Genomic DNA, 13,505 nt, shown 5'->3' with positions numbered 1-13,505 from the left:
CCCGCGGGCTGCTGAGCGGCCTGGGTCACCGCCAACGCCTGCTCGGCCACCCCATCAGGAGTCGTGGTGTTCGGCGGGGCATCAAAGGGCGCCAACTGCGAGGCCGTGGCCGAAGCCGCCGCATAGCCATACATCGCCGCCGCATCCTGGGCCCACATCTCCATGTACTGCGCCTCGGTCGCCATGATCGCCGGCGTGTTCTGCCCGAAGAAATTCGTCGCGACCAACGTCGCCAACAACACCCGATTAGCCGCAATCACCGGCGGCGGCACCGTCATCGCAAACGCCGCCTCAAACGCCGCCGCGGCCGCCCGACCCTGACTGGCCGTGTCCTCGGCCAACCCCGCCACCGCAGAAAGCCAACTCACAAACGGCACCACCGCCGACACCATCGACGACGACGCCGGACCCACCCACGGACCCGACGTCAACTCCGCAATCACCGAGCTATACCCACTGGCCGCCGCAGCCACCTCAGCAGCAATCTCATCCCACGCCGCCGACGCCGCCATCAACGAACCCGAACCCGGACCCGCATACATCCGACCGGAATTGATCTCCGGCGGTAACGCCCCGAAGTCAAACACCTGTTCTCCTCAGTTGGCCGGGATCGCTGGCGATCCCGGCAGTCGCATCGGATCAGTGGTGGCCGTGGTCACGGCTTCGTAAGCATTCGCCACCCGTAAGTCGCTGGCCGCCCGGAATCACCGACTCAGACCTCTCGGTCCGCCACCCCAGTCGGCGGGCTGTCCGGCGCATCCTGTCGATCCCGTGCCTGACGCCCAAATGTGGCTTGCCGCCACGCTTCTCGGACACCCGGTCAGGAACAACGTGCACCTTTAGCCTCGATTGATCCCTGCTGTCAGCAACCGAGCGACAGTCCGCGGTCTTACCGAACTGTCGCTCGTGAATGAGATTAGTTCGTTATCAGGGGTGCGCCGACACCCGACGCCAACTGTTCATTCCAGGCCAGCCACTGTTCATTCCCTGTCGACGACAGTTCACTTGTGGCAACTGTTTGTTCATCCGGGGTTTGCTTTGAAATCGTTCTCGATAGCGCCTGCACGGCACCTCGCGCCGGTCAGTCCTCTTCGAGGATCAGCGCCATTTCGGGGCACGAAGCGACGCCGTCCCGGGTCAGCTGCTCGTCCTCGGGCCGCACCTCATGCTCCTCGAGGATCGAATAGCCGGATTCGTCAATCGGGAACAAGTCAGGGTCGACGGCGTAGCACTGGGCATGACCCACGCATCTGGCTTGTTCGAGACGAACCCTCATGAGGTTCCCTCCCTACCGGGCTTCGCAGAATTGCAAGTCGCGTCAGCGAATCGAGCGGCGATTCGTCGCTGGCTAGAGTGTAGAAGATCGCCGCCGCGTGCAGCCGTTGACCGGAAACCATCGCGCCGGCGCGCGATCGGATTCGTGTCCCATTGCGACACATGCGATATTGGTGTGCCGGCTGGAAACGGTGCCGACGAAGTCCCCGCCGCAGCGGTGAGCAGATCAAGATAGACAAGCGGAGAGCCCATGAGCACTCCTGGCCAAGGCCAGCAAGGCACGTTCCACCTACCGCGCCTCGATTTCGAGAAGTTACCGATGGCCGAGGACCGGGGCGTCGGGTGGAAGGTGTTGCGCGACGCCGGCCCGGTGGTGTTCATGAACGGCCATTACTACATCACCCGCCGTGAGGACGTGCTGGCGGCGCTGCGCAATCCCCAGGTGTTCTCGTCCACGATCCTGCAGCCTCCCGGTCACCCGCTGCCCGTGCTGCCACTGGCGTTCGACCCTCCTCAGCACACCCGTTACCGGAAGGTGCTGCAGCCCTTCTTCAGTCCGCTCGGCCTGAGCAAATCCCGCCCGGTGCTGGAGCGGCACGCCGCCGAAATGATCGCCGCCCTTGCGGGCCAAGGCAAATGCGAAGTGATGGCGGACTTTGCGCACCTGTACCCGTTCCAGGTCTTCATGGATCTCTACGGCCTGCCGATCCAGGATCGCGACCGCCTGATCGATTGGAAGGACACTGTCGTCAGCGACAAGCCCTACCTCACCCAGGCCGACCTCGAGAAGAGCCAGCTGCTGTTGGAGTACCTGGTCAATGCGATCCAGCAACGCCGCCAAAACCCCGGCTCCGACATGCTGTCGCAAGTCATGGCCAGTGACGGTGACTTCACCGATCTGGAACTGCTGGGCATGAGCCACCTGCTGATCCTGGCGGGCCTGGACACGGTGACCGCGGCGATCGGATTCTGCCTGTTCGAGTTGGCGCGCCGGCCACAGCTGCGCGCTTCGCTTCGCGAGAACCCAAGGCAGATCCGGGTTTTCATCGAAGAGATCGTCCGGCTGGAGCCCTCTGCGCCGGTGGCCCCCCGGATCACCACCCAATTCGTCGAAATCGGCGGCATGACGTTGCCGCCCGGCACATCGGTGCGGTTGTGCATGGCCGCGGTCAACCGCGACGAGAGCGACGCCACGTCCGTCAACGAGCTCGTGATGGACGGAAAGGTCCACCGGCACTGGGGGTTTGGGGGCGGACCGCACCGCTGCCTGGGCTCTCATCTGGCGCGGATCGAGCTGACCGTCATCGTCGGAGAATGGCTCAGGCAGATCCCCGACTTCGACGTGCCGGCGGACTACGTCCCCGCGATCAACTACCCATCGAAGAGTTTCGCGCTCAAAGAATTACCGCTGCGCTGGGGCTGATTCGGCCAGCCCCGGCGCAGCGGTATCCGTCTTACTTGCGCAACTCCGTCGCAGCGACCTGGACGAACACACCGGTGTCCTCGGCCATCAGCAGGCCTCGACCACGGGGCAGCGGCCCACCCTTCATCTTGCCGCGGATGAAGCCCTCGTCCGGGTCGGCGTCCATGACCAGCAGCGGCGCGTTCGCCTGGGCCAGCGCTCGCAACATCGGGTCGCTGCCCGCCGACGACCAACCACCGAAGGTGCGCGTGACGAGCACGTGCAACCCGACGTCGGCGGCCCTGGTCACCCACGGGGCGGCCTTGTGCAGTGGCGAGTCGAAACCTGCCGGCAGCTGCTGGATGTCGTCGACGATCAGGAAGATCTCCGGACCGCTCCACCACGACCGCGACAGCAACTCCTCGGCGGACAGACCCGGCGGCGGCTCGCGTCCGGCCAGGACCGCCGCCAACTCGCCCATCATCGCCTGGACGCCGTCGAGGTTGTAGGCGAATTTCTCGACATAGTCCGGACCCAGCGTGGTCAGCAGCTGGCGCCGCGGGTCCACCAGCCAGACCTGTGCCGACGGCTGGCCGGGCGGCGGCGTGGGCGCGCTGCTGGCTCCCGGCGCGTACAGCCGGCCGATCTCGGACATGATGGTGGCCAGCGTCGTGGTGCGCCCACATTCGCGTCGACCCGTCACCATCAGGTGCGCGTTCTCGGCGAAGTTGAGGTACACCGGCGACAGGTCCAATTCGGAGATGGCCCAAGCGATTCCGCCCGCACCGACGCCCTGTCGCGTGTCCCGTGCGGCCAGCTCGCGCAATTGCTCCACGTCGAACCGCGCCGGGAGGCGGCGCACCGGCGGGGCCTGGCTGCTCGTCAGGCGGCTCACGGCGTCGATGACGCTGTCGGACTCGAAGACGTAGTCAGCTGTGCTCCCGAGCGCGGGGCGGGCCACCAACGTGTGCAGACCGGCCTGTGGGTCGGAATCGAGGCGGACGTAGTTGACCGCGACCATGCCGCGGCCCGGCTTGACCGGAACTTCCTTTGCGAACCGGGACCGCACCAGTTTGGCGTCCTCCACGGCGGCCAGCCGCAGCTCGACCCGGGAGCCGAACCCGCTTCGCACCGGGGGCCGCAGCTCCGATTCGCGATCGGCCGTGACCACCACGTGGACCCCGAACGACGGGCCCTGGTTGATGATCAGGTTCACCTGCTCGATCAGCACCTCGTTCTCTTCGGCCAGCGCCCGGTAGTTGTCCACCACCAGGTAGACGTCGCCGAACCCGTCGTTGGGGACCGGGCCGGGCTCGCCGCCGAACTTGCGCCGACGGAAGACCTCCATGGAGGCGATGCCGTACTCCAGGAAGGTGCTCTTGCGCTGACGCACCAACGCCAGCAGCTCGGCCACCGTTCGGCGCACGCCGTACGGATCGGTCGGGCCGGCGACCTCACCGACGTGCGGCAACCGGGCGACCGTGGTCAACGCGGTGCTGCTGTAGGCCAGGCAGTAGAACTGGACCTGCTCGGGGGTGTGGGTCAGCGCGGCCGAGCAGATGAGCGTCTGCAGTGCCGTCGTCTTGCCCGAGCCGCCGGCGCCCAGGATGAGGACGTTGGCGCCCGGCCCCGAGGTGTCCACCGTCCACGGCGGCTGGTCGTGCTTGAAGGGCCGGTCGATGATCCCGATCGGGAACACCAGATCGCGGGCCGTGCCGTAGTTCTCCTGCCACGGGTGGCCGAGGAATCGGTCGACCAAGTCGTCGATCGGAACCGGCTGGTTCAGCGGCGGCTGCCACAACCGGTACGGCTCGAAGTCGATCTTGCGCAGCTGATCGATGATCACCGTGCCGACCTTCGGCACCCGGATGCCCTCGACGTCGTCGTCGCCGACCTCGTCGGCCCCGAGCGTCTCGCCGTTGGTGATCGCGGCCGGGGTGAGCTCCGGGCCGCCCACGCTGACCTCGAGCGGGGTGAACGAATTGGTGAACAGCTGCGGGCGAACGTAGTCGATGCTGTGCACCAACGCCGGCGCCTCGTCGCCGTCGTCGGTGAGCCCGCGGGGGAAGTAGTCCCGCCAAAGGAACTCGGCCTGGAACCGGACGATGTCCTCCAGGCTGCGGCGGAAGTAACCCAGGCCCGCCTGCGCCGGCAAGTTGACGGCGTTCGGCACGCCGGCCGCCTGCGCGGCGCCCGCGGTGCGCGCCTTCAGCACCAGCCGGTAACCCATGTTCTCCATCAGCTTTTCGGCGCGGCTCTCGATGGTCTGTGACGCCATCATCAGGTGGATCCAGTAGGCGCGGCCCTGCCGGCCGATCGAGTCGAGCACGTCGACCGCGGTCGGCATGATCCGGAACCATTCGTAGAACTCGTCGATGACCACCACGAGCATCGGCAGCGGCGCCATGTCCTGGCCGCGGGCCTGCATCCGGAGGCGGACCGAGTTGTACTCCTTGGCGTCGTCGACGCCGGCGCTGTCGCAGATCGCCTTGCGGCGGGCGATCTCGCCCCACAGGGCGTCCAGGAAGCGCTCCATCAGCGCCTGGTCCTCTTCCAGGTCGGTGATGATGCGCGACACGTGCGGGACCCCGGCGAACGGCTTGACCGCCGACCCACCCTTGAGGTCGGCCAGCACGAACTGCAGTTCCTCCGGCGGGTGGCTGAGCATCAGCGACTCGATCACGGTGCGCACCAGGGTCGATTTGCCGGAACCCGTCGTGCCGGACATGACGCCGTGCGGGCCGTCACCGCCCTCGTCGAGGGACTTCATGTCCAGGAACAGCAGCTCGCCATTGTCGGATCGAACCCCGAAGGGTGCCCGCAACCGCGACCGGCCCATCGAGTCGTTACGCGCGCCCCACAGCGCCTCGAAATCGATGTGCCCCGGGTCGTCGATTCCGTAGTAGGCCATGATGTCCCGGGCGCCGATGTGGGCCACCCGCTGGCCGATCTCCTCGTAGGCCTCGGCGAGGCGCCAGCGGGCCAGCGCCTGGGCGAACTCCTCCGCCTCGGCGACGCTGATGTGGTCGGTCAGCGCGAAGAACCACGGCTTCTCGTCGATCACCATCCAGGTGTCGCGGTCGCGGGGCAGCGCCTCGATGATGCCCTTGTCGTCGAACCGCAGGGTGCGCTCCGGAACCGAGGTCCACATCGAGGAGCCGGTCAGGTCGAAGAAGGTCACCCCGTCGATGCCCTCGGCGCTGATCACGAATTCCCACTGGGGGTCGACGACGTCCGCGACGATCACCGTGTGCGGCGTCGGGGTCTGCGCCGACGAGCTGGCGTGCCGGGGCGTGAAAGAGCCACGCCCGGCGAACAATTCGGACTGCTCGGCGGCGAACTCGCGCACCGAGCTGTAGACCATCCGCGCGTTGCCCGCGGCGTCCTGGCGCCGTGGGTCGCCGAAGTGCGGAAGCCATTTGACCCAATCCCACTCGTCCAGGTCGGCGGTGACGACGACCATCTGGACGTGGTCGGGGCCGTGCGAGAACGCCAGCTGGCAGATGATCGCCCGCATCAGTCCCAGCACTTGCTCGCGGTCCCCGTTGAGCGCGTACCAGGGTTCGACGAGCAGCGAGATCATCTTGGGCAGGTTGTAGACGACGCTCTGGTAGCGGCCGAATTCCTGCAGCGCCTTACCGGTCACCGGCTCCAGCTCGATGTCGGTCGGCATGTTCTGGGGCTCACCCCAGGTCACCTCGGGACGCGTCATGCCGACGCCGACGCGGACCACACCGAAGTTGAGGTCCTTGCCGTCGGGCTTGCGCTCCCACATGCGTGAGCTGCCGACCGCGGCGGCCAGCGTGGTGGGCGCCGGGTGGTACCACCGGTAGTTGGCGTCCATGCTGTCGGCCGACTCGTGTGCGGTCTCGCGCAGCATGTCCAGCATCAGCATGAACTGGGCGCGCATCGCGTCCAGCTTGGGCCGGCTCATCTGCTGCTGACCGCCGAATCGGCCGCCGAACATCATCATCGCGACGCCACCGATCATGAAGATCGGGAAGATCGCGCCGGCGCCGCCGAACACGCGCGAGCCGCTGCCGAAGACCATTGCGACCATGCCGATCAGCAGGCCGATCACCAGGACGCCGACGATGATCAGCCACACGGGCTTGCCCTCGGGCGGCGGAATGCTCAGGGGCGTCGGAAGGACGATGTTCTCCGGCTTGATGACCGGAGGCTTCTCCGGTGTCGGCCGTGCAAACCCGCGTTTCACTTAGGTACCGCCAATTCTCCTGGGGACATATCCATCGGTAGGGTGTCGTGCTCCACGAGCGCGTCCGCGCGCGACAAGGTCGGGCCTTGCGGGAGCAGCCGCAGCGCCACCCACGGCGCCAGGCTCGGTTTGGTCTTGAGGCCCAACGCCTCACGCACGTCGCGGGTGTCGTCGACCCCGAACCGGGCGCCGGCGTCCGTCACCCACCACAGCGATTCCGTCGTCTTGGCGCCCGGGTCGTTGCCGGTGACGGCCACGAAGTTTCCGTAGTCGGGCCCGAAGAAGACCTGGTCGGCCACGCGGCCCGTCGTGTCGGCCTTGACCAGCGAGACCACCTTGTTCTCGTCCTTGGCCGCCACCGGGATGGTCGGGCCGGACACCACCTGGATGCGGGCCCGGTTTTCACCGGAGGTCTTCTGCCACCACCAGCAGGTCGACGGGTTCTCGCGGATGTCCGAGACGTTCAGCGGGGCGTCCGGGTAGGAGGACAGATCCAGCTTGTTGACCACGGGCATCTTCGCCAGGGCGGACGGTTCGACGGTCACCGGTTTGGTGTTGCCCGGCCCGGCGTTCTGCAGAATCTGGGCCACCAACGGCGGGAGGGTCTGCACGCCGTCGGCCAGCACCAGCGAATATTGTTGCGGCCCACTGATTTGCGGTGTGACGATCACCGTGCCGATCGGGCCGGGCGCGTTCGGGAAGGATGCGCCGGCGCCCGCGTTCGGGATCTGGGGCACGGTCAGTTCGGGTCCCACCGGCAACGCGTCGAACAGGGCGCGGCTCATGGGCTTGGCCTGGCCGACCTGCTCGGGCGTCAGGCCCAGCGGCAACAGCACCGACCGGTTGGTCGCATCGATCCGTGACCGGCGTCCCTCCCGGATCACCCACGCGTCCCCGCCGTAGTTCAGCACCACCGCGTCCGACCCGTTCAGCACGCGCCGGTGGTTGCTGAGGTCGGGGTTCCCGTCGATGACGGTCACCGTCACGCCGGACGGTGCGCTGACACCGGTCGAGGTGGCGACGGTGTCACACACCAGCCACGACGACGTGGCCGGGCTGGTGGTGTGGAAGTTCGACGGCGCGCCCGGGATGCCCACCATCGGGCCGCGCGGCAGGCTGGCGATCTGGTTGGACTTGACCAGGTGCGGGTTGTCCGGGCGGCCGGTGATCAGGCGCGCCGACGCCAGGTTCAGCGCCGGATACAACCGGTCACCCACGCGGACGTACAGGGCGCCGGAGTCACGGTCGGCGATGATCGGCGAATCCCCGACCTGGCCGGCCGGGCTGAGGAAGGAGTACAGCAAGGCGCCCAGGCAGATCACCAGCGCCGCCGACACCGACGCCACCACGGCCAGCGTCTGGCGCCGCCCCGGCTCGACCTCCATGCGGACGCGCCAGCGGGTGAGCGCCATTGCGGTGCGGCGAGCGAGGAACTGGTAGCCGGTCACCTGGGTCCGCGTCGACAGCCCGAGGCCATACCCCGACCCGCGCTGCCCGCGACTCTCTTCCGCCACTTAATTCACCATCCGGTCTGCTAGAACGCCTGGATATTGTCCTGTGAAAATTTCCGCTGCGCGAATTACATCGACAACCGTAAGGCACCGGTACGGGCCTCGCCACGCGGCGACGATGACGTTCGCTGCTGCATCTGCTTCATCTGCGGGCGTCCGGTCGTCGGCAGCTCGCCGGGGCCGCCGGCGTGCGCCACGCGCCAGGCGCCGTTGAGCTGGCACTTTTTGTTCCCCGCCGATCCCGCCCGGACTCCTCATGTCTCTGAGGGCATCGTAATGGCGAATGGCGCGCCCGTCCTGTCGAGCGTGCGCCCTCGGCGCACGGCGCGACACAACACCGGCTGGCAAACCGGGCGGCGGCGGTCGCGGGCCGGGTCGCCGCCTCTCCCCGATTGGTCGGCGGGCGATTTCTGGCACCAAGATGAGCGGTATGAGTGAGCTCGCGCCGTCGCTGGTCGAACTTGCCAGGCGATACGGCATCGCGACCGAGTATCAGGACTGGACCGGGCGGCGGGTGCTCGTCGCCGAGGCCACGCTGGTGGCCGTGCTGGCCGCGCTCGGCGTGGCGGCCGGAACCGAGCAGGAGCGCAACGTGGCCCTGGCCGCGAAGCTGCGGTCGCATTGGGCGCGGCGGCTGCCTGCGACCATCGTCGGCCGGACCGGCGAGCAGGCCCGGTTCTGGGCGCACGTGACCCACGGCGACCCCGCCGAGGTGTGGTTAGAGCTCGAAGACGGCACCGTGCGCGGCGGGATCCAGCAGGTGGACAACTTCACCCCGCCGTTCGAACTGAACGGGCGCTGGGTGGGCGAGGCCAGCTTCGTGCTGCCGCCCGACCTGCCGCTGGGCTACCACCGGGTGCACCTGCGGTCCGGCGACGGTGAGACCAGCACCGCGCTGATCATGACGCCGGACTGGCTCGGGCTGCCGGAGCGGCTCGGGGCCCGGCGCGGCTGGGGGCTGGCCGCCCAGCTCTACAGCGTGCGGTCGAGCCAGTCCTGGGGGGTCGGCGACCTGACGGACCTGACGGACCTGGCGGTGTGGTCGGCGACGCGGCACGGCGCCGACTACTTGTTGGTCAATCCGCTGCATGCCGCCGCTCCGACGACCCCCATGGAGCCCTCGCCCTACCTGCCTACCTCGCGGCGCTTCGTCAACCCCCTCTACCTTCACGTCGAGGCGATCCCCGAGTTCGCCGCGCTGCCCAAGCGAAGCCGGGTGCGGCGGCTGCGCTTCGACGTGCAACAGCGCGCCGCCCGACTGGACTCGATCGACCGCGACAGCGCGTGGGCGGCCAAGCGCGCCGCGCTCGAGCTGCTGCATCGGGTGCCGCGGTCGGCGGGCCGCGAACTTTCCTACGAAGCCTTCCGCGCCCGTGAAGGCCGCGCGCTCGACGACTTCGCCACCTGGTGCGCCCTGGCCGAGAAATACGGCGCCGACTGGCATTCCTGGCCGCAGAAGCTGCGGCATCCCCAGGCGAGCGGTGTCGCAGGTTTTGTCGAAAAGCATTCGGACACGGTCGATTTCCACCGGTGGCTGCAATGGCAACTCGACGAGCAACTCGCCGCGGCGCAGTCGCGGGCGGTCCGGGCCGGAATGGCGCTGGGCGTGATGCACGACCTGGCGGTCGGCGTGCATCCCGACGGCGCCGACGCGTGGGCGCTGCAGGATGTGCTGGCGCTGGGCGTCACCGCCGGTGCCCCGCCCGACGAGTTCAACCAACTCGGCCAGGACTGGTCCCAGCCGCCGTGGCGGCCGGATCGGCTGGATGCGGAGGAATACCGCCCCTTTCGGGCGTTGATCCGCTCGGTGCTGCGGCATGCCGGTGGTGTGCGGATCGACCACATCATCGGGCTGTTCCGGCTCTGGTGGATCCCGGAGGGCGCACCGCCCACCGAGGGCACCTACGTTCGCTACGACCACGAGGCGATGATCGGCATCGTCGCGTTGGAAGCACACCGCGCCGGCGCGCTGGTCGTCGGCGAGGACCTCGGCACGGTCGAACCGTGGGTGCGCGACTACCTGCTGCTGCGCGGGTTGCTCGGCACATCGATCCTCTGGTTCGAGCTCGACCGCGACGGGGCCGGCGGCCCGCTGCCGGCCGAGCGCTGGCGCGAGTACTGCCTGTCGTCGGTGACCACCCACGATCTGCCGCCGACGGCCGGCTACCTGGCGGGCGACCACGTGCGGCTGCGCGAGTCGCTTGGACTGCTGACCCGCCCCGCTGAAGACGAGCTTGCCGCCGACAGGGCCGAGCTCGCGGCCTGGCTGGCCGAGTTGCGGCGGGTGGGGCTGCTCGGCGACGCCGACACCGACGAGGAAAGCATCATCTGTGCCTTGTACCGGTATCTGGGGCGGACCCCGTCGCGCCTGGTGGGCGTGGCCCTGACCGACGCGGTGGGTGACCGGCGGACCCAGAACCAGCCCGGGACCACCGACGAGTACCCCAACTGGCGGGTGCCGCTGACCGGCCCCGATGGCCGCCCGGTGCTCCTGGAGGACGTGTTCACCGATGTCCGGGCGGCCACCCTCGCCGAGGCCGTGCGCAGCGCAATCGCGCCCACGGACGTCGATAGCGCGCCTGTTAGCTTCTGAGGCCAATAAGGTTTCCGCCGTGTACGGCCGCGCGACCCGGCCTAGCGGCAGCTATTGAGGTGCGGTCGTTAACTGGGGCAGACCTGCTTGACCCAGCCGTCGACGGTCTTGTTGTTTTTCGTGTAATCCGGGTCATCGAAGTGCGCGCCACCCGTGGTGACGAAGTGTTCGATGGCGTCTTTGACGGAAGCCGGCGGGTTGTACCGCTCCAGGGTGTCAGCGGCCTTGCGCGCGGCGTCCTTGTCCGATGCGGCGAGCAGATCCACATTCGCCCCGGTGACGTCGACACATTGGCTGGAATCCAAGGTCGCGACTGCCGGCGCGTTTGCCGTGCTGGTATCGCTGGACGCCGCGGATGCCGACGTAGTAGCTGTGGTGGTCGAACTGCTGCTTGCAGCCGAACTCGATCCCGAACTCGCGGGTTTGCTGCTGGAGCAGCCGGTCATTAGTGCTGTGGCAACTACGAGGGCCATAAACAACCACCGACGGGTCATACAATCCTCCAACTCGATTTGTAATTTTCATTTGCCGGGATGTCGCCCGTATTTCAGGCCGGCAACCGGACGCCGTACGATAACCCGGTATTCGCGGGACCGTTGAGTTTTTCGCGTTCGAATTCATTTTGCTGAAACGTGTCCACGTACGAATTCGGCCCTCACCGCTTAGCCCGAAGCCCGACGGCGACGGCGACCGCTCCGGCGTTCCGCGGGCGTTCGCCGTCAACCCGGTTGAGATAGTTCGGGCCGCCCGGTTCGACGACACGACCCGATCCAGCGGCCTTCCAGAAGACTCTGCGCCAACTCACAGCGGGCGTCCATAAACCGCATCTTCGGTGTAAGCGCCTGATTCGTCGGGCAGTTGCGGTGTTGAGGGCCGGTGCGGCGGACGGATTTCGCCCGAATCGGACCGTCGGCAGCGAAAGTACGTCGCCCCGGGCTCGGGACGCGGCGTTTCTTCCTGATCGTGTCCAATTTCTACAAGTCGACCCGTGTAAATTCGGCCTCGTGACGAACACCGAACAACGGAACTCAGACGTCAATCCGGCCGGCGGCGTGTCGACACTGAGAGTGGGCACGCCGCTGCAGTCTCCCCCGGACTACCGCAACGAGATTCACACCGCCGAGGACGTCATCGACGTGGAGACCTACGGTGGCGGCTTCGACCTCACCCGCCGGGCCACCGCCCCGAAGCTGCGCGTCGGCCGCGACCGGTGGTTCAATCTGCTCTGGCTGATACCCATCGGCTTTGCCCTGCTGATCGCCGGTGTGGCCGTGGGCAAGGGCCTGCACAACATGCCGGCGGTGCAGTCGTTCATCCAGCGTCATCCCGGCACGGACCGCTCCGGCGTCGCTCCCGGCCTGCCGGCCTGGATCGGCTGGACGCACTTCTTCAACCTGTTCATGATGATGTTCATCATCAGGACGGGAATCCAGATCCTCTGCGACCATCCCCGGCTCTATTTCAGCCGCAACGCCACCCCGGGTAAGGACGAGTGGCTGCGGGTCGGTCCGCCCGTGCCGGACGACGAGCTGTGGACGGCCAACGCCGACACCGTCGCCCTCCCACCGCAATTGGGCCTGCCCGGCTTCCGGCACTCGATCGGGCTGGCCCGGTGGTGGCACCTCGGCGTGGACGTGCTGTGGCTCGTCAACGGGGCGGTCTTCTATGTGCTCCTGTTCGCCACCGGGCAGTGGCGCCACATCGTGCCGACCAGCTGGGACGTCTTCCCCAACGCGGCGTCGGTGGCCATTCAATATCTGTCGCTGGACTGGCCGACCGACAACGGCTGGGTCGCCTACAACGGCCTGCAGTTGTTGTCCTACTTCACCACGGTTTTCATCGCCGCGCCCGCGGCTTTGATCACCGGCCTGGGAATGTCGCCCGCGTTGTCGCAGCGGGTGCACTGGCTCAGCAAGCGGCTGAGCATTCAGCACGCGCGATCGCTGCATTTCGTGGTGCTCGTCTATTTCCTGTTCTTCATCCTGGTGCACGTCACGATGGTGTTGACGACCAGTGCGCTGCGAAACCTCAACCACATGTTCGCCTCGCGCGACGACAACAGCTGGGTGGGTTTCTGGATCTTCGCCGCGGCCATGGTGGTGACGGCGATCGCCTGGGTTTGGGCCACTCCCTTCACCATTCGTCATCCGCGGGTGATTCAGCGGGTCGGGTACGCGCTGGTGGGCCCGTTCCAGCGAATGCTTGAACAGCTCGACCCCAAGCCCGGCGCCTTCACCGAAAAGGACATCTCGCCGCATCATTGGCGCAACGGGCGCCTGCCGGAGACCGTCGAGTACAAAGAGCTGGAGGCAAACGACTTCAAGGACTGGATGCAGAAGTGCTGGCTGATCTGCTCGTGGTAGGGCAGTGCCATCAGGTCCTCGAGCGAGAACTCCATCGGGTGCTCGACGAGACCGTAGACCTTCAGCCGCCAGTCCTTGAAGTCGTTTGCCTCCAGCTCTTTGTACTCGACGGTCTCCGGCAGGCGCCCGTTGCGCCAATGATGCG

At 67.3% G+C, this 13,505-nt stretch carries 7 protein-coding genes and 1 pseudogene; 3 read left to right on the top strand and 5 right to left on the bottom strand.

Going from position 1 to position 13,505, the window contains the following annotated elements; translation table 11 throughout:
• A partial coding sequence (locus A5691_RS22805) for a PPE family protein (RefSeq protein ID WP_156669877.1) occupies positions 1 to 587 on the bottom strand: 587 nt, incomplete at its 3' end.
• Positions 588 to 1,081: 494 nt separating this feature from the next.
• Entirely contained in the window at positions 1,082 to 1,276 is a 195-nt protein-coding gene (locus tag A5691_RS22800) for a ferredoxin (protein ID WP_067748007.1), read from the bottom strand.
• A 249-nt stretch (positions 1,277 to 1,525) separates the two neighbouring features.
• On the opposite strand from A5691_RS22800, the gene A5691_RS22795 reads away from it, so the two are divergent.
• Entirely contained in the window at positions 1,526 to 2,698 is a 1,173-nt protein-coding gene (locus A5691_RS22795; protein WP_067748005.1) for a cytochrome P450, read from the top strand.
• 31 nt (positions 2,699 to 2,729) lie between these two features.
• On the opposite strand, the gene eccCa is transcribed toward A5691_RS22795, so the two are convergent.
• The gene (gene eccCa / locus A5691_RS22790; protein WP_068016663.1) at positions 2,730 to 6,893 is read right to left on the bottom strand and encodes a type VII secretion protein EccCa; all 4,164 of its coding nucleotides are present in this window, start codon (positions 6,891 to 6,893) and stop codon (positions 2,730 to 2,732) included.
• A complete protein-coding gene (eccB, locus tag A5691_RS22785) occupies positions 6,890 to 8,407 on the bottom strand; it encodes a type VII secretion protein EccB (RefSeq protein ID WP_067748001.1) in 1,518 nt (505 codons plus the stop codon). Before eccB ends, eccCa begins: the two co-directional genes overlap by 4 nt.
• A gap of 427 nt (positions 8,408 to 8,834) precedes the next feature.
• On the opposite strand from eccB, the gene malQ reads away from it, so the two are divergent.
• Complete coding sequence (malQ, locus tag A5691_RS22780; protein ID WP_068016660.1) at positions 8,835 to 10,997, top strand: 4-alpha-glucanotransferase; 2,163 nt, start codon at positions 8,835 to 8,837, stop codon at positions 10,995 to 10,997.
• Between the two features lie 68 nt (positions 10,998 to 11,065).
• Here the strand turns inward: malQ and A5691_RS22775 are convergent, their stop codons facing one another.
• On the bottom strand, positions 11,066 to 11,302 hold the full coding sequence (locus A5691_RS22775) for a hypothetical protein (protein ID WP_156669876.1): 237 nt from the start codon (positions 11,300 to 11,302) through the stop codon (positions 11,066 to 11,068).
• Between the two features lie 762 nt (positions 11,303 to 12,064).
• On the opposite strand from A5691_RS22775, the pseudogene A5691_RS22770 reads away from it, so the two are divergent.
• Positions 12,065 to 13,342: pseudogene (locus A5691_RS22770) on the top strand (oxidoreductase); the annotation flags it as partial.
• Between the last annotated feature and the right edge of the window lie 163 nt (positions 13,343 to 13,505).

Source organism: Mycobacterium sp. E183, from assembly GCF_001667735.1.
Classification (GTDB): domain Bacteria; phylum Actinomycetota; class Actinomycetes; order Mycobacteriales; family Mycobacteriaceae; genus Mycobacterium.
This window is presented reverse-complemented; position numbering and strand designations above follow the sequence as displayed.